Genomic DNA, 16,928 nt, shown 5'->3' with positions numbered 1-16,928 from the left:
TTACCCCAGGTACTTGGACAAAAATGGCCCCATCAGCCGACTCAACCACAATGGCAACTTCTGCCATGCTTTGATAAACAATTGATATTTGGGGTTATTGGGACTGAGATTAGGCAGCTCGTCAGCGTTGACCAGATAAAACTGGTAATGCAACGGGGTGGGTTCCATGCCCCAGGTTCGCTTGTAGTTATAAGCACCTGAATCATTTTTACTGCGCCCGAAATCGAACACCGTACAATCCCGCTTGGCTTTTGCATCACACATCAGGCGGTAGTACATAAAGTCATTACTCTTCAATGCCCTGGCGGCGTGCAATCCACCACCGTAAAACGGCATCACCTTGCCCTTGTAGTAGAAGCTCAATACGGAAGACACCGCCTGCCGGTTGTGCTCAACCGTCAGCACATCACAACGCTCGCCGAACTCATCCACCAACGCCTGGAAATAATGCTTGGGGAAAACCGGCGTGCCCAGATTACGCACGCTTTCTGAATACACGTCGTAGGCCGTTGTGGCGTCCTGATCGACACGGTATTGCAAGTCGTTTTTCAGCGAATGACGCACCACCGCACGTTGCTTTTTCTTGATCCCGGCCAGAATGGCATCATCGTCCGCCGCCAATTCACAGGCGAAGGTCGAGTGGGCACACTTCTCTATCAGCTTCGGATTGTTGCGCGCGAACGGATAACGCATTTCAAGGTAATCGACGCCCAATTTATCAGCCAGTTGCATGGCCTGCTCTTCGAGAAACAGCATGACGGCTTCATCATCACTGGCCACCCCGCCTTCCATACAAAAGGGTGTGGAGATCAGTGCATGGCCAAACAACAGACTTTTTTGCTCAACCAACGGTAAAACACCGACAATGGCATCGCCGTCTTTGGCATACAGATAATGGGGAGTATGCCCATATACCTTTTCAATCACCCGCAACCAACCGGTCAGGTGAAAGAAGGAACCCACCGAACAAGCATCCACAAATGCGTCCCAGGCGGCGTGTTGTTCGGGATCCTTCCCCAGTGTGTGTAACGTCAGGTGAGTTTGGGCAGTCACTAACTTACTCCGTATACATCCTTCATCGTGGACCAGTTAAAATCGTCCAGTAAGCGAGCCAGCTTGGCTTCCGTTTTATCCAGGTTGATATAGTGCCTGAAACGGGATTTCAGCGGCGCCTGAGTCAGCCTTGGCTGGTCGGCATCGATTTCCCAAGGGTGAAAATAAAACGAATACGGCTGGCGCTCCTGATTCAGATAACGTGATACCAGTTTGCGGGTCATGGCATAAGGATACAGACGAAAATAGCCGCCCCCACCGATCGGCACCTGACGCCCCATGATTTTCAGCGTGGGGATCGGGATTTCAGTGATCCCTTCTTTACGCTGGTAGGCAAATCGTGGCCAGTCTGGAGTCCCGTACAAGTCATGTTTGACCGGATATGTACTGGAGCTGTAAACAAACCCCAGCTCTTTTAGCACTTCGAAGGCCCACTCATTGTCGTAGCCGATGGAGAAACTGGGCGCCCGATAACCGGTCACAGCTTCACCCAGCAAATCTTCGAGGTGATTCTTTGAGCGGGTGACATCGGCCAGAAACTCTTCACGGGTCTGCGATGAGGCGCGCCGATGGGCGTAGCCATGACTGGCGATTTCGTGCCCTTGCTGGTGAATGTCTTTGATCAATTGTGGATAGCGCTCGGCAACCCACCCCAGTACGAAGAACGTTGATTTAACCCCTTTTCTGGCAAACAGGTCCATCAACCGGCGGGTATTGTCTTCAACCCGTGGCTGATAGTCTTTCCAGTCTTCGGGTTTGATGATCGAATCAAACGCAGACACATGAAAGAAATCCTCCACGTCGACCGTCATTGCATTCAGGCTGGGGTGCTTGTTCATGCTCATCGTCCCTTACCGAACAACACCACTTCCACGGTGCGGATCAGGATCAAGATATCCAACATCAGACTCTGATGCTTAACGTAGTACAGATCGAACTTCAGCTTTTCCATCGAATCTTCGACGCTGGCACCGTAGGGATAATTTAACTGTGCCCATCCGGCCAGACCCGGCTTCACATTGTGACGCTGGTTATAATAAGGAATTTCGCGGATCAACTGCTCAACAAATTGCGGGCGTTCGGGACGTGGACCGATAAAGGCCATCTCGCCTTTAAATACATTCCACAGTTGGGGCAGCTCATCGATGCGGTATTTGCGAATGAAATGGCCGATACGGGTCACGCGGTCATCGTTCTTGGATGCCCACTTCGCGCCGTCTTTTTCAGCATCCGGACGCATACTGCGGAACTTGACGATTTTAAACAGTTTGCCATTCAGGCCGACCCGTTCCTGCTTATAGAATACAGAGGTCCCGGTTCTGCGACCGTCATCGAAATAGATGATCATGGCGGTGAGCAGCATAAATGGCCAGGTGAAGAACAACACGAACAAACCGAGGAAACAGTTCAGACTGTATTCCAGCGCATCACGCAGGTAGTTCTGTGACTGGAAACCATTCGAGTAAACCACCCAACTGGGATACATCAGGTTGACCACAATCTGGCCGGTTTCCCGTTCCATGAAATCCAGCAAATCGGTGATTTCAACCCCCCGTAGGCGACAATCGAATAACACTTCAATCGGCAGCGTGCCCCGTCGTTGATCACAGGCAATGACAATTTCTTCGATATCGTTATCAATAATAAAATTACGGAAGTTCTCATCCACTTTGACGTGGATCAGTTTCTCATTGCGAATACCATCTTCACGGTTATCGCCGGGAATGGGAATAAAGCCCAGCAGTTCGAAACCCAGGCGGTCAACGTCACGACGCATACGCTTTTCAATGATTGAAGCACGCTCACCGGCACCAATCACCACCAGTCGTGTGCGTCCTAAACCCAACAGCCCCAGCCGATTGGTAAAATAGCGGAACAACACCAGTGACAGAATGATCAAACCCGCGGCTGTGGGCAGATAATAAGGGTGCATGCGCAATTCAAGGAAGAACGTACTGGTCAGCACTTCAACCGCGAAATAGGTGATCGCCAGGCTGACAAAAATACGTCGGATGATGCCGCGGAAAGTTTCGCGAAGTTTGGCTTCGTAGAGTCCCACTGACAGTGAGGAAACCAGTACAAAAATGGTGATCAGGGAAATGTTGGCAGCCAACTTACTGATGGATGGCATCTCGGCGCCGACCACGTTGACCACCAGAAAATTCGCCATATAGGCAACGTACGCTACGATGACGGCTTCTGCCAGCACCAGAGCATTTGACCGTTTATTCTGTTTCTTGTTGGTCAGTGCCATTTACATCCACCCTGATTGTATTGGGAAATTTATCATATGCTAATTTAAGTAATTGAGATAGACTAACTTTTCTGGAGCCACATTATAGAGATTATAACGCTCCGGTAAATGACAGAATTGCGTCAATTGTTGCTGTTAGGTTTAGGAAAGACATTATGATTACAAAAAGACTTGTACAGTTGCTGGTCATAACCACAATGGTTGGCTGGATAGCGGCATGCAGTAGTACGAACACTTTACCCCAGGCTACCGCACATCAATCCCTCACCACATCCATCGATGATTACGATTATCTGATTGGTCCCGGTGACAATCTTACCATCTTTGTATGGCGTAACCCGGAAGTATCAGGGTCCTTTATCGTTCGTCCTGACGGCAAAATCACCACATCGTTGGTTGAAGATCTTGCAGTGTCCGGCAAAACACCGAGTCAACTTGCCCGGGATATCGAGCAAGCGCTGGGTAAATACATCCGTGATCCTATCGTGACGGTCAGCGTCACTCAGTTCAGTGGACCGTTCAGTGAGCAGGTGCGAGTGGTCGGTCAGGCCGTCTCCCCGTCTGCGGTCAGCTACCGTGAAAACATGACATTGCTTGATCTGATGATTGCCGTAGGTGGTCTGGGCGAGTTCGCCAATGGCGACGGTGCCAAGTTGATCCGCGTCGTGAACGGTGAACAACGGGAATACAATGTCTACCTGGATCGCCTGATCAAGGACGGTGATATCAGTGCCAACGTAGACATCCTGCCAGGTGATATTTTGATCATTCCTGAAGCTTGGTTCTAGTAGAACACCCGAAACACACAAATATTAGATAACTGTAGAAGTAGCCATGTTAGGAATTCAAGAAGCCATTGACCAGGTGATGAACTACGTCAAAGGGGTATGGATAAAGAAACGGTACATCATCGTTTCTTCATGGTTGATCTGCCCCATTGGATGGGGTGTGGTCGCCACAATGCCCGACGAATACGAGTCATCAGCACGCCTTTTTGTCGACACCAACAGCTTGCTCCGTCCGCTGTTGAGAGGTCTCGCGGTTTATAACAATCCAGAGCAGCAGGTCAACCTGGTTGCACAAACCCTGTTGAGCCGCCCGAATCTGGAAAAAATAGCCCGTGAAGCAGACCTCGATATCACGGTCAATACTCAGGCCGAGATGGATGAATTGGTCGAAGGTTTGCGACAGAACATTAAGATCGCCAGTACTCAGGAACAGAACATCTATACCATTCGGTATACCTCCGAGTCGCCAGAGCTGTCGCAACGAGTGGTGAGGATCACCCTCAACGAGTTTATCGAATCTTCCCTGGGCAGTAATCGCCAGAGCAGTGACTCGGCCGAAGAATTCCTAACCCGGCAAATCGAAGAATACGAACAACGTCTGGAAGAAGCCGAGCAGCGCCTGGCCGATTTCAAAATCAGTCGTATCGACAGAGCACCCGGTGAAACCGGCGACTACTATGCCCAGCTACAACGGGTACAGGATGAGCTACAGGTCACTGAACTGCGCCTGTTAGAACTGGAGTCGCAACTCAAAGCGGCGAAAGACCAGCTATCCGGTGAAGCGCCGGTGTTTGGTCTGGCCCAGCAAGCGGCTCCTTCTGCGGACCTGTCGCCGGCCATCGCGACCAAGTACGATGCCCGTATCGCCAATATGGAAGCCAACCTTGACGAACTCTTGATCCGCTATACCGATAATCATCCTGATGTGGTTAAGACCAAGAGCATGTTGGAGAATCTCCGTGAAGACCGAGCCAAGCTGATCAAAGAGCTTAGCCAGGTGGCACAAAGCACCGGCTCCTACTCACAGTTCGGCAACATCAACCAGAACCCGGTCTACCAGGAAATGAAGCTGGCGGTGGCCCAATATGAAAACCAGATAGCATCGCTGCGCGTGCGGGCTGAACAGTATCGCAAGCGTCAGGGTGAACTGAAGCAAATCATCGATTTGGTGCCGCAAATCGAAGCAGAAGCCCAGGGTCTGAACCGTGATTATGAAATCACCCGTCAGAAATATCTGGAACTGCTGCAACGTAAAGAACAAGCTGAGCTTTCCCGTAAAGCAGAGGCAACCTCGGACGATGTCCAGTTCCGGGAAATCGATCCACCCACCCTGCCCACCAAGCCAACCGGACCGAACCGCATCATGTTCTACAGTCTGGTACTGATTTTTGGCTTCGGGACAGGCTTGGGCATCGCCTTCCTGGTGAGTCAGATCAAGCCGGTTGTGCTCAGCGCCAGCCAATTGAAAAATACCTTTAATATCCCTGTTTTTGGTTATGTGTCCCATACTGAAGTGGAAGCCATGACCAAAGTGAACAAACGCAACATGCTGATATTCACTGTATCCAGTGTGGTGGTCGTGGGGATTTATGTGATGCTGGTGTGGTCAGAGTTCGCGTTGGGCGGCTCTCCGCTGCAGCTGATGGAGGGCTTGTTATGAGCACGATAGAAAAAGCCTTACAGAAGAACAAAGCCTTGCAGGAAAACAAGGCCAAAGACAACAGCATTGAGAAAGCGGTCGAAAAGCAGGCCGAGACGGCTGACGCCGTCGAGGCGGCACCGGCAGCTAAGCCTAAGCCAGCCGAAAAAGCCAGCCCGGCGACCAGTCACGATAAGCCCACATTGTCGTTGGAACACGTCCGTGAGGGATTTGTCTCCAACGTTGGACGGCAAATCATCAATGAAGAATACCGGGCCATCAAACGCAAGGTGTTAAACAACGCCTTCGGCCCGCTGGCCAAGACCTTGAACAACAGCAACATCATCATGGTCACCAGCCCGAATCCTAATGAAGGTAAAACCTTCACGTCGATCAATCTGGCCCTCAGTATTGCATTAGAGCAGGACAAGACCGTGTTGTTGGTTGACGCCGACGTGTTGCGTCCGAGCGTTATGAAGACGTTGCAACAGCCGTTTGAAAACGGCTTGATGGAATACTTGCTCGGCGAAGTTAAAGATGTGGGTGATGTGATCTATCACACCGACCTTGAGACACTCAAAGTCATCCCGGCGGGTAAATCACACCACCTGTCGACCGAGCTGTTAGCCAGTGAGAAGATGCTCGAATCGGTCAACGAATTTTCCAACCGGTACCCGGATCGGGTTGTCATTATCGACAGTCCTCCACTGGTCGGCATTAACGAGACCGCTATTCTGGCAAACCTGGCAGGACAAGCTGTTGTGGTTGTACAAGAAGGAAAAACCAGCCTGACCCGTTTATCACAAGCCGTTGATCAGTTGAATCCTGACATGGCAAAAGGTTTTGTGATCAACAAATCAACCCGGGGAAGTGGCGACGGTAGCGACTATTACGGTTACTACTACGGAAGCAAGGCAGACTAGACTTTTAAGAGGGAACACTGTGCATTGGCGTAAATCGGCATTGTTTGCAACCAACCTGCTGGCGTTTAACGTGAGCGTTGCGCTGGCAGGCGAAGTGGACGTGGTTGCAGATACGGTGGTTGCATATACCAACTATGAACTGGATCACACAGAAGACACCCAAACCAGTGGTGTTGACGCACTAACGGTAAAACCCAGCCTGGCGCTATCCGCCAAAGGCAATGATTACAGTGCGCGCGCATCTGCCAGTTATGAGTATTTTGACCGCCACCGCTTTGGCGATCCATTGACCGGTAATCTGGCCCTCGACCCCGACAAGCCTTCTCACTATACCCGCTATAGCTACGGTGCCGATTACGAAATCATCGACAACATTTTGTCGGTCAATGTAAAAGGCGCCCAGTCTCAGCGTGCGGGGGCTTCGTCTTACGCTAACGTTGACAACCAGTTATTGGGTTCCAATCAGTTAATTGAAACCCGTTCCCATGGTGCGGGGTATTCCCTGTCCCTTTTACGGGGCGACTACGTGGCACTCACCAGCCTGGGCAGTTACAACAAACTGAAATCGGATGGTCGCACTGACAACACCAGTGACGATGTGATAAGAGAAGGACTGGACACCGAGAACAGCCAGGCGTTTGTATCGCTGTCACAAGGGCGTGCACTGAAACGTGCGACCTGGAACCTCAGTGCCCGCTATCAGAAGAATGATGGCAACACATTGCGCAACCTGGAAAGCCGTAGCTACAGCGGCAATCTGAGCTTCCCGCTGTTCAGCAGCATCAGCCTGCTGGCGCAGGGGCAGCGCGAAGAAAATGAGTTCAGCAGCGGCACCAGTGAACTGTCGGTGTCTGATCTGGAGTTTACCAGCTACGGTATCGGTCTTCGTTACGCACCGGGTATTGCTCAACGAATTGAAGTCACCTATAACGACTCCGATCGGACTGACAACACCACCACGGACGACTCAAAACAATACCTCGGCGTCAACATTGACTGGGCGTTTTCGCGCAGAACGCGCTTGCAAGCCAGTTACGGACGCAACTACTTTGGTGAGACAGGTAACCTTAACTTCAGCCATTCCGCTCGCTATGTGCGTACCAGTGCCTATTACAGTGAAAGTGTGACAACCTTTTCGCGCCTGGTAGCGACTGAAGCATCATTGGGTACTTTCGTGTGCCCGGAAGAAGCGACTTCGTTTGCCGATTGCTTTTTACCGGATTCTCCCAATTATGAGCTGAATGCGGGTGAGTCGTTCACAGATTTGGTCGTTACAGTACCGGATATTAATGAAGAAGTGGTATATCGAAAAGCAGGCGGTATGACAGTCGGTTATGACAGCGGTAAGTTGGCTGTTGGCCTGACAGTCGGCACATCCGACACCGAATATCTGACCTTACAACGGGATTGGAAAACACGCTCTGTCAGCCTTAACGGCTCATACAAATTAGGCGCACGCACATCACTGTTCAGTTCTTTGTCAAAACGCAAGATCGAACGTCAGGCGGAAGGTAGAGAAGATGACATTGCCAGTGCAAGTGTGGGTGTGAAGCACCAATTACCCGGCGACATTTCAACGTCGCTGGACGTTCAGTATATGGACCGTGACTCAACCACAAACAACTTGGATCTTACCGAACGACGAGTGTCATTCTCGATACGCGTGCCCTTCACCAACAACTAGCAACAAGGTTGCCACCAGGGCAGCTGGATAGAAGATTAACGGTGGCGGCTCAGGTCAGTGAGCTGCACACCAGATACAACAAACAAGCCACCGTTAGCATGGTCAGTTCGCGATTGTATTTGCCGTGATAATAAGCCCTGCGCCTATGCCGGGCATGATCACACTCTGGTAGCTCTGCTGCGTCGGAGTAGCTTAGCTTCATTCGTTTCATGGTTGCGCACCCTCAAAACACTTATCCCCTCTCAAACAACAACTGCATTGTCGAGTTAGAGTGGTTCAACATGGATATTGTTCAATTTTTATTCTTATCGACCGGGTGGCGGTCACGCTTTAGCCACAACCTGTCTCTTTATAGTGACAGGTTGGAGCCAAAATAGACAAAAGTCAAGGAAAGGTAAAAGGTATGACCTAATCGTCGGACTTTAACCGGACATAGGTGCGGTATTTCTTTTTCAACAGGCTGTCGATATAGCGGGTTAATTTAATTTTATGGCTAATGGCGTTGTCCAGCGCATCGGTCAACTCATTGAGCATGGCTTTATAATAGGCCACATCCTTGACCGGACCATCAGATGCTGGGGTCTGAACACCCTCAACGGGCGCATCGTCAACCATCACCGGCTTATCCGGTACAAACATTTCATCGGCCACTTCTTTGACGACATTCTCGACCGCCTCTTCATCCAGAGACGTTAATTCTTCAAGAAATCCGTACAACAGGATACGATCCATTAAGGTATTAATTTTACGCGGAACACCATGGGTAAACTGGTAAATCTTGTCGTAGGCCATTTCAGAAAACAGGTTCTCGCCCTGCCAACCGGCATGATGCATTCGATATTCGATGTACTCGCGGGTTTCACCGTCGGTCAGTGGTGCAAGGTGACAAGACGCCACAATACGCTGACGAAACTGCTCCATGTTGGGCGCTCTGAGGATCGGCTGCAGTTCTTCCTGCCCTAACAGGAAGCTTTGTAACAACGGTTTCCCGGCGGCCTGAAAGTTTGACAACATGCGCAGCTCTTCGATGGTTTCCAGCGGCAAATTCTGCGCTTCATCCACCAGCAATAACGCTCGCTTGCCCTGTTTATGCAATTGAAACAGGAACACTTCCAGGTCTTTAAGAATATCGGCCTTGGTTTTTTGTGCCACATCAACGTCAAATTTTGCCGCCACCATTTTAACCAGTTCATCTGGAGACAGTTTGGGCGTGACAATCTGCGCGGCGACAATATCATCTTCAATACTGTCTAACAGGCTGTTGGCGATGGTGGTCTTGCCCGTTCCGATATCGCCGGTTATGACGATGAAGCCTTCCGCCTGAGAAAGGCCATATTGTAAATATGACATGGCCCGCTTGTGCCATTTACTGGCAAAGAAGAAGCTGGGATCAGGAGTTAACTGAAACGGTTTGGACGTCAGCCCGTAATGATTTTCATACATGAATGGTTTTCGCCTATTGCACGATAAGGTGTCTTACCTGTTTGCGTGCTGCTAGCTTAGCGATCCCCAGCCACAAGCGCAATCATCAAAGTGACATCGCGCGACAAAGCGCCCACTCAGACAGGCCTAAAGTACAAAGTGATAGATCGAAAAGTAATGACAGGCACAACCACCCAGTACAAACACATGCCAGGCAGCGTGGGTGTATTTTTTTGATTTAGCGACATAAAACATCACGCCAATACTGAAACACAGGCCACCAGCGAGCAGCAACCACATTCCGGCACCGGGAAGGGCCTGATACAGCGGGTAAATCAACAACAGCGCCAACCACCCCATGACCAGATAGGTGATCACCGACAAACGGGGGAACCGGTGCCGGGCGAAGCATTTAAATACCACACCGAAAATGGCGATGGACCAAATCACCGCAATGGATGTCCATCCCAGCCAACCACCGAGGCTAACCAGCAAAAACGGTGTGTAGGTACCGGCGATAAGCAAGTAAATGGCACTGTGATCGAACAGCTTAAACCATGCTTTCAATCGTTGTTGCTGAACACTGTGGTAGATGGTGGATGCCATAAACATCAATGTCAGCGTGGCACCGTAAATCGACGATGCGGTGACACTGAGGGCGGACTCCGATCGCAGGATCATGTACACCAGTCCAACAATGGCAAGAATAAAACCAATGCCATGGCTCAGCGCATTGAGCCATTCTTCCAAAGGACTGTAGGTATGCTTGGTCGCTGTAGAATCGTTCATGGTACTGTTCGCGCAACTGTTCATTCAAGTGGTCTGAGCAGTAAGTGTAGCCTTTCAGCGTACATGTGTACACTGAATATTGCAAAATTCATCAAACTTTCACACCCGGCGTTCATGCTACCGCTGCTGCACAAATTCCATTACACTGCCGGGCATGAACACGACGTGGTATTTATACATCATCGAAAACCGCTTGGGCCAATTGTATACCGGCATCAGCACGGATCCAGGCAGGCGCTTCAGGGAACACAGTGAGGGGGGAAGCAAAGGGGCAAAATCCTTGCGTGGCAAAGGCCCTTTGACACTCAAGTTCTGCGTCTCGTTAGCCGACCGACGGGCCGCGTTACAGGCCGAACATACCGTCAAACGCTGGCCACGGTCCCGCAAACTAGCCCTGCTGAGCGGATGCGAGGAAATCCCGTTTGACCACACGCGCCAGGACATCAGCGCCTTGTTAGCTACCGATATCGACGAGGCATCATTAATCAGTGCAACAACCCAAGCACAATCAACGCAATCCCAACATTGAGCACCAGCTCAATACTGGCGACGCCGATATTGTGTTGCTGATCGATTTCCACGTTCAGATCCAAACCTGCCAGGATCAGGCGCTTGGAAATGGCCACCAGCACTGCCAGCAGCAGTGTCAATGCCATCCCCGTGATCAACCAGCCAGTCAGATTACTGACATACCCGACAGGGTTATAGATCAGCAGGCTGGCTGAACCCGTCACCACCAACGCCATACCCACCAGTCTGCCGGCATGCTGTATCGCCAGCGCCATCTGCCCTTTGGTCAACGCTTTTTGCATCGATTCCGCCTGGTTGCGCGCCCGGTAGCGCCGCTCGTAAATACGGGTGGTCGCGAGTAAAATCGCCAGTGTCACCACGAAACCGGTAAAGATGGCCACCAGCGCATTGGTGTCCGACCCTTTAACCCAGCCCATCACACTTTGCACAATCAACGCGATGGCGGTGGCGCTGGCTGCATCCACCAACGCGATACTGGTGTTGCGCTGCTTGATGTGCTTGTCTTTATCCAGTCTGTTCAACACGATTTTGTCGTGGGCAATGCGCCCAACCCGGATCAACAAAATCCCCACTACGCCAAACATCAACATCGTCAGTGCGGCGCCGCCGAAATCATTAGTACTGGAGCTGGCCACTGCGGCTGACAATACAATACACAGGGACAGCATCCTGCCAGCAACTGAAATACCGAAGGCAAAATTATCCTGGGCGCACAATTCATCATTGGCATCCACCGACGCTAATTTTCCGCTCATCCAGCGCAATGTAAACAACAGCGCAATGGCAATGGCCATGTCGATGGCAAGAAACACCCACAGATCGGTGGGAATATCCACCAAATTGACTAATTCACTCATTCCTGTTCGACCCTGTCACAACGGGTTTGCAATATGCGCCTATACATAGCATGCTCCCTGAAAACTTGCCACCGATACACAGCACCATGAGCGCAAACACAATCCTGACCGACCTCGCCCAAACCCGCTGGCTGCACTGCTGCCAACGGCACCCAGCACTCGAACAACGGAGTGACTGGCACGCCCGTTGTCTGGAGGTATTTGGATTGAGTACTTTCGTGGCGCGCAGTGTCGAGCAGGATCCTGCCTTGCTGGAATGGTTATTTGACCAGCAGACCCTGGAAGATGGCGAACTGGATTACCCAGCTATCATCGCGCAAACCGCGGCATCTGCGGATAGTCCGGCGGATATGGACACCATTTTGCGTCACTTACGCCGGCGCTTCATGGTCCATCAGACCTGGCGAGATCTGACCGGACGCCAACCCATCGAGCACAGTCTCGCCCAGGTTTCCGCCATGGCCGATGCCTTGATCATGGCGGCCTATCATTGGGCCTATGAGCAGGTAGCTGAGCGATTCGGCCGTCCGCAAACGCAACACGGTGATATGCCACTGCTCATATTGGGAATGGGAAAACTGGGCGGGCGGGAGCTCAATTTTTCCTCCGACATCGACCTTATTTTTGCTTACCCGTTCAATGGCAAAACCCAGGGTGGACGGCGCGAAATCGATCACCACGGCTTTTTCATTAAAGTGGCCCAAAAGCTAATCGCAACGCTGCATCAAACCACTGCACAGGGGCAGGTGTTCCGCGTTGATATGCGCTTACGCCCTTTTGGTGATTCAGGCCCGCTGGTCAGCCCCTTTGCGGCGCTGGAAGATTACTATCAGGATCAGGGTCGTGAGTGGGAACGCTATGCCATGAGCAAAGCCCGCATCATCAATCCGGTTGGCCCTTACCATGAAGAGCTGAACAACATATTGCGACCATTCACCTACCGTCGCTACCTTGACTTCGGTGCCATCGAGTCGTTGCGCAACATGAAAGCCCAGATCAATCAGGAAGTACGTCGACGCCGGCTGTCAAACAACATCAAACTCGGTGCCGGTGGGATCCGCGAAGTGGAATTTATTGTGCAGAGCTTTCAGCTTATCCGAGGCGGCCGAGACCCGCACCTGAGGCAACCGCCGCTGCTGGCCAATCTGGCCTATCTGGCCACCACAGGGGCATTGCAACCTGAAGAAGCAGCACAGCTTCGCCAACATTACCTGTTGTTGCGCAAGGTTGAGCATTGTCTGCAACAGATGGATGATCAACAAACCCAGGAATTGCCTGATACGGACAGCCAACAAGCGGTGCTGGCAGCGATGATGCAAGCGGCCGACTACTCCACCCTGCGTAGACAGATAGACAATGCAATGAAGGCCATTCATGAGGAGTTCCAGGCCCTTATCGGCGATCCGGAAGATGAGGACAGTGAAGAAAGGGTGCCCTCCCCTATCGCTGATCTGTGGCGACTGTCACTGACCGCCGAAGAGTCCGCGGAGCGTCTCAGCGAATGGCTGGATGCTGAACATATTGAAACATTTGGCACCTTGATCACCGAGTGCAAAGCCTGGCGTCAGCAGCGTGGTATGGGGCAACGGGGGCAGGACACCCTGGACGAGTTAATGCCTCACGTGCTGTGGCGATTGCTGAGCCAATCCAGTGCCGAACCCATCGCTTTGTTTAAGCGCATTGTCGGTGTGCTGCAAGCCATCATCGGCCGCACCACCTACCTGCAATTGCTTAACGAACATCACGGTGCCATTGATCAACTGTTGCGCCTTTGTGCCGCCAGTCCATGGTTGGCGGAGCAATTGACCAGTTTCCCGATCTTACTGGACGAATTGCTCAATCCGGCTCAACTCTATCAGGCCACACCATTGAGCCATTACGCAGAAAGCCTGCGTCAATACCTGCTTCGGGTTGACCCTGACGATCTGGAGCTGCAAATGGAAGTGCTGCGTCAGTTCAAACTGACCGAACAACTGCGTATCGCCGCTGCCGATGTGACCAATGCCCTGCCAGTCATGAAAGTCAGCGACCACCTGACCTTCCTCGCAGAAGCACTCATCGAACATGTGGTTAACCTGGCCTGGCAACAGATCACCGAACGCTATGGTCAGCCACAAGGCTGCGATGACGATAACCGCGGATTCGCGGTATTGGGCTACGGTAAGTTAGGTGGCTACGAGCTGGGATATGGCTCTGATCTGGATTTGGTGTTTGTTCACGACGCCCAGCGCAGTACCCTGACCGACGGTGCCAAGGCCATCGAAGCGCCACTGTTTTACGTAAAACTGGCGCAGCGCATCATGCACCTGTTTAACACCAAGACCGCGTTTGGCCCGCTATACGACGTGGACATGCGACTCCGTCCTTCCGGTAATGCCGGGTTATTGGTCTGTCACTTGAATGGCTTCGCGGAGTATCAGCAAAAAGAAGCCTGGACCTGGGAACACCAGGCGCTGGTCAGGGCGCGGTTTGTGTATGGCAGTGAATCCATGGCGCAACGGTTCAGCGCGATTCGACGGGAGATTTTGTGTCAATCCCGTCCCTTGAGTACGCTGCGTCAGGATGTGGTGGAAATGCGTGAAAAAATGCGTACCCACCTCAGCACAAGCCAGGGCAAGGGCTTCGATTTAAAACAAGACCCGGGTGGGATCACCGACATTGAATTTCTGGTGCAGTATTGGGTGTTGGCTCATGCCCATCAGTTTCCGCAACTGTGTGATTGGCCTGATAACGTGCGGATACTGGAAACCGCGGCAGCGGTTCAGATCATAACGACGGACCAACAGCAAACCCTTACCGAAGCCTACCTGGCCTACCGCAATACCAGCCATCGCCTGACCCTACAGCAACAATCACGGGTCGCACTGAATGATGCATTTGAGGCTACCCGGGCCGCAGTGACAGAGATTTGGCACAGCACCTTTGCAGACCAGGCGTCGAAATAGCACGTCTTAGCTGGGTTTGATCACCCGACAGTTTTCCAGCAGGTAATCCGCGTTCTTGTTGGTGATCACGAGTGAACGCTGTTTAGGGCATATGTAAGCAACCACTTCACCTTCAAAACTGCTATCAATTGCCTGGGCAATGGTGCCCAATGAGCCCACCACTGTGTCGTCCATCTGAAAGTGGTGCTTGATGATGAAATCGCGGTCAAGCTCCCACAATACCTGCATACCTTCATTTTGTGCGTAGTTGGTGATCGCCTCACGCAAGGTACTGCCGGCCTTGAAACTACGGTGCTTGTGTTCACCCACCCAACGCTCAGATACCGGCTTTTGCAGACTTTCCATGTCCTGAAGGCGCTCTCCCAAGGGCTCGTCCTCTTCGTTCACTTCCATAACGAAGTCGCCAATGTCTTCTTCAAAGGGCTTGGATGATGACATTCGGTAGGACGCATAAAAATCGGTCATGTTCTTGGCTACGGACTTTTTCTCCGGCGCCCCATCAGGCACAGGCGCATCCTGGCGGCTGTTTTTTAGCGTGATCATCACCGCAGCCAGAATGATCAAGGCCAACGCCAATCCTAAATGGCGCACCCAAAATAGCGTGTTGGATGTGTTTTTCTTGGCCATAGTGTCTTTTAACCTTACTGCTGTTTAAAAGGAGCTACTCTACTCGTTAATACAATGATTCGGGGGCATCCGCAGGGCGGGTTTTAAACCGTTTATGCATCCACAGATACTGTTCTGGTGCCAGCAACACCAATTTCTCGACCTGCTCATTGATGCGCGTCACATCCTGTTTATCGTCCCCGGAGGGGAAATTCTCCAGTCCAGGCAGAAACTTTACCAAATATCCGTCTTTGTCACGCAACGACACCACAAACACCGTTTCGCAATTGCTGGCATTGGCGAACAACAATGTCCCGGTGGTGGTGGCTGTCTGTTTGACGTCAAAAAAAGGCACAAATTCACATTTATTCGGGCCATAGTCCTGATCCGGCAGATACAGGCATAACTCACCGTCGTGTAACGCGCGTATCAGCCCTTTCACATCACGTTTATGGATCATGTATTTGTTCGACCGTGCCCTGCCGCGATATTGCATGTATTCCATCAACGGATTGTTGTGTTTACGGTAAAACGCCACCGATGGATGAGTGAGCCCTAACAGCCGGCAACCCAGCTCCAGACTCATGTTGTGGGTGGCAAGGGCCAAGACACCTTTGCCCTGTTGCTGAATACGCTCCACATGTTCCAGGCCTTCGACACGGCCAATACGCCTGACGCGCCAATCGGGCCACCACCAGCCCATACTGGCTTCCAGCAATGCCATACCCGCTTCACGCACATTGGCCTTGAGCACTTTTTCCCGCTCAGCTTCGGTCCAGTGGGGAAAACACAACGCCAGATTGCGCCGTGCAATAGCGACCCGTTTTTTGGCAACAACCGCAAGCAAACGGCCCAATCCAGCACCTAATAACGACTGCAGACGATAAGGTAACCAGGAAATCAGGTACAACAGACCAATCGACAACCAGGTCAACCAGTAACGGGGCAACAGAAATCGCCAGTCAAAGGGTGGTTCAGCAACGTGTTTTACAGCCAAAGGAGATACTCGCCAGAATTTTGCAGGTATTGTAAAGAACTCTGCAGACAGACACTAGACCTGTGTCGCTGACGTGGGTATGTGAATTAATGCGTGGTTAGGGTGTTTGGTTAACATGAAGTGGGGGTGACGGCGCTGCTGACGCAGCACCGTCGATATTTTGAGCTTCCTTCTCAGCGGTCCCTTGCTATCAATACCATCCCGGTCAACATCCGTATACGCCCCTTTCCCTCTTCTCTCACTCATCCTAAGTGAGTCACCCATCCTGGGTGTGTCCAATTCCTTTGTCCGTGCGTACTGGCTATCCAACCTCCAGTATTGCCCTTCCTGGACTTGTCCTGCTATCGTCCTGATAGTGTTCCTTGCTCTTCCGTGATGAAATGCATCCTGCATTTCAAGCTTCTTCCTGAAGCGATCCTGTCACCGTCCTTGCGTCATCC

At 51.6% G+C, this 16,928-nt stretch carries 15 protein-coding genes; 6 read left to right on the top strand and 9 right to left on the bottom strand.

Features of this window, described 5'->3' with window-relative positions:
* The 3 genes from LJ739_RS01205 to LJ739_RS01195 are packed head-to-tail and all read right to left on the bottom strand — an operon-like array spanning position 1 to position 3,307.
* Positions 1-1,053 carry a FemAB family XrtA/PEP-CTERM system-associated protein gene (locus LJ739_RS01205; RefSeq protein WP_229156771.1) on the bottom strand — a complete coding sequence of 351 codons (1,053 nt, stop codon included), beginning with the start codon at positions 1,051-1,053 and terminating at the stop codon, positions 1-3.
* A complete protein-coding gene (locus tag LJ739_RS01200) occupies positions 1,053-1,892 on the bottom strand; it encodes an XrtA system polysaccharide deacetylase (protein WP_229156770.1) in 840 nt (279 codons plus the stop codon). The genes LJ739_RS01205 and LJ739_RS01200 overlap by 1 nt, the downstream gene beginning before the upstream one ends.
* A gap of 2 nt (positions 1,893-1,894) precedes the next feature.
* Positions 1,895-3,307, bottom strand: a complete 1,413-nt coding sequence (locus LJ739_RS01195; protein ID WP_229156769.1) for a TIGR03013 family XrtA/PEP-CTERM system glycosyltransferase — start codon at positions 3,305-3,307, stop codon at positions 1,895-1,897.
* 197 nt (positions 3,308-3,504) lie between these two features.
* On the opposite strand from LJ739_RS01195, the gene LJ739_RS01190 reads away from it, so the two are divergent.
* The 4 genes from LJ739_RS01190 to LJ739_RS01175 are packed head-to-tail and all read left to right on the top strand — an operon-like array spanning position 3,505 to position 8,341.
* On the top strand, positions 3,505-4,095 hold the full coding sequence (locus tag LJ739_RS01190; RefSeq protein ID WP_407646754.1) for an XrtA/PEP-CTERM system exopolysaccharide export protein: 591 nt from the start codon (positions 3,505-3,507) through the stop codon (positions 4,093-4,095).
* 46 nt (positions 4,096-4,141) lie between these two features.
* The gene (locus tag LJ739_RS01185) at positions 4,142-5,755 is read left to right on the top strand and encodes an XrtA system polysaccharide chain length determinant (protein ID WP_229156767.1); all 1,614 of its coding nucleotides are present in this window, start codon (positions 4,142-4,144) and stop codon (positions 5,753-5,755) included.
* Positions 5,752-6,657, top strand: coding sequence for an XrtA-associated tyrosine autokinase (locus LJ739_RS01180; protein WP_229156766.1), 906 nt, complete (start codon positions 5,752-5,754; stop codon positions 6,655-6,657). Before LJ739_RS01185 ends, LJ739_RS01180 begins: the two co-directional genes overlap by 4 nt.
* 19 nt (positions 6,658-6,676) lie before the next feature.
* Positions 6,677-8,341, top strand: a complete 1,665-nt coding sequence (locus LJ739_RS01175) for a TIGR03016 family PEP-CTERM system-associated outer membrane protein (RefSeq protein ID WP_229156765.1) — start codon at positions 6,677-6,679, stop codon at positions 8,339-8,341.
* Between the two features lie 49 nt (positions 8,342-8,390).
* Here LJ739_RS01175 and LJ739_RS01170 read toward each other — a convergent pair whose 3' ends face one another.
* The 3 genes from LJ739_RS01170 to trhA form a co-directional block, all read right to left on the bottom strand.
* Positions 8,391-8,552 carry a hypothetical protein gene (locus LJ739_RS01170; RefSeq protein ID WP_229156764.1) on the bottom strand — a complete coding sequence of 54 codons (162 nt, stop codon included), beginning with the start codon at positions 8,550-8,552 and terminating at the stop codon, positions 8,391-8,393.
* Between the two features lie 197 nt (positions 8,553-8,749).
* Positions 8,750-9,784, bottom strand: coding sequence for an XrtA/PEP-CTERM system-associated ATPase (locus LJ739_RS01165; protein ID WP_229156763.1), 1,035 nt, complete (start codon positions 9,782-9,784; stop codon positions 8,750-8,752).
* A gap of 126 nt (positions 9,785-9,910) precedes the next feature.
* Positions 9,911-10,552, bottom strand: a complete 642-nt coding sequence (gene trhA / locus LJ739_RS01160) for a PAQR family membrane homeostasis protein TrhA (RefSeq protein ID WP_229156762.1) — start codon at positions 10,550-10,552, stop codon at positions 9,911-9,913.
* Positions 10,553-10,706: 154 nt separating this feature from the next.
* Here trhA and LJ739_RS01155 point away from each other — a divergent pair, with 154 nt between their 5' ends.
* Entirely contained in the window at positions 10,707-11,081 is a 375-nt protein-coding gene (locus LJ739_RS01155; RefSeq protein ID WP_229156761.1) for a GIY-YIG nuclease family protein, read from the top strand.
* Here LJ739_RS01155 and LJ739_RS01150 read toward each other — a convergent pair.
* The gene (locus LJ739_RS01150) at positions 11,038-11,940 is read right to left on the bottom strand and encodes a DUF350 domain-containing protein (protein ID WP_229156760.1); all 903 of its coding nucleotides are present in this window, start codon (positions 11,938-11,940) and stop codon (positions 11,038-11,040) included. The genes LJ739_RS01155 and LJ739_RS01150 overlap by 44 nt on opposite strands.
* Positions 11,941-12,026: 86 nt before the next feature.
* On the opposite strand from LJ739_RS01150, the gene glnE reads away from it, so the two are divergent.
* The gene (gene glnE, locus LJ739_RS01145; RefSeq protein WP_229156759.1) at positions 12,027-14,885 is read left to right on the top strand and encodes a bifunctional [glutamate--ammonia ligase]-adenylyl-L-tyrosine phosphorylase/[glutamate--ammonia-ligase] adenylyltransferase; all 2,859 of its coding nucleotides are present in this window, start codon (positions 12,027-12,029) and stop codon (positions 14,883-14,885) included.
* 6 nt (positions 14,886-14,891) lie between these two features.
* On the opposite strand, the gene LJ739_RS01140 is transcribed toward glnE, so the two are convergent.
* Both LJ739_RS01140 and lpxL read right to left on the bottom strand, forming a co-directional pair.
* Positions 14,892-15,512: a TcpQ domain-containing protein gene (locus LJ739_RS01140; protein ID WP_229156758.1), complete on the bottom strand. Its 621-nt coding sequence runs from the start codon at positions 15,510-15,512 to the stop codon at positions 14,892-14,894.
* A 46-nt stretch (positions 15,513-15,558) separates the two neighbouring features.
* The gene (gene lpxL / locus LJ739_RS01135; RefSeq protein ID WP_229156757.1) at positions 15,559-16,488 is read right to left on the bottom strand and encodes an LpxL/LpxP family Kdo(2)-lipid IV(A) lauroyl/palmitoleoyl acyltransferase; all 930 of its coding nucleotides are present in this window, start codon (positions 16,486-16,488) and stop codon (positions 15,559-15,561) included.
* Between the last annotated feature and the right edge of the window lie 440 nt (positions 16,489-16,928).

It is taken from the genome of Fluctibacter halophilus, assembly GCF_020687825.1.
In the GTDB taxonomy this organism is placed as follows: domain Bacteria; phylum Pseudomonadota; class Gammaproteobacteria; order Enterobacterales; family Alteromonadaceae; genus Fluctibacter; species Fluctibacter halophilus.
This window is presented reverse-complemented; position numbering and strand designations above follow the sequence as displayed.

Coding starts and splice junctions, on each gene's coding strand:
- LJ739_RS01200 (WP_229156770.1), bottom strand. CDS start 1,892: ATGAACAAGCACCCCAGCCTGAATGCAATGACGGTCGACGTGGAGGAT.
- LJ739_RS01195 (WP_229156769.1), bottom strand. CDS start 3,307: ATGGCACTGACCAACAAGAAACAGAATAAACGGTCAAATGCTCTGGTG.
- LJ739_RS01190 (WP_407646754.1), top strand. CDS start 3,505: ATGGTTGGCTGGATAGCGGCATGCAGTAGTACGAACACTTTACCCCAG.
- LJ739_RS01185 (WP_229156767.1), top strand. CDS start 4,142: ATGTTAGGAATTCAAGAAGCCATTGACCAGGTGATGAACTACGTCAAA.
- LJ739_RS01180 (WP_229156766.1), top strand. CDS start 5,752: ATGAGCACGATAGAAAAAGCCTTACAGAAGAACAAAGCCTTGCAGGAA.
- LJ739_RS01170 (WP_229156764.1), bottom strand. CDS start 8,552: ATGAAACGAATGAAGCTAAGCTACTCCGACGCAGCAGAGCTACCAGAG.
- LJ739_RS01165 (WP_229156763.1), bottom strand. CDS start 9,784: ATGTATGAAAATCATTACGGGCTGACGTCCAAACCGTTTCAGTTAACT.
- trhA (WP_229156762.1), bottom strand. CDS start 10,552: ATGAACGATTCTACAGCGACCAAGCATACCTACAGTCCTTTGGAAGAA.
- LJ739_RS01155 (WP_229156761.1), top strand. CDS start 10,707: ATGAACACGACGTGGTATTTATACATCATCGAAAACCGCTTGGGCCAA.
- LJ739_RS01150 (WP_229156760.1), bottom strand. CDS start 11,940: ATGAGTGAATTAGTCAATTTGGTGGATATTCCCACCGATCTGTGGGTG.
- glnE (WP_229156759.1), top strand. CDS start 12,027: ATGAGCGCAAACACAATCCTGACCGACCTCGCCCAAACCCGCTGGCTG.
- LJ739_RS01140 (WP_229156758.1), bottom strand. CDS start 15,512: ATGGCCAAGAAAAACACATCCAACACGCTATTTTGGGTGCGCCATTTA.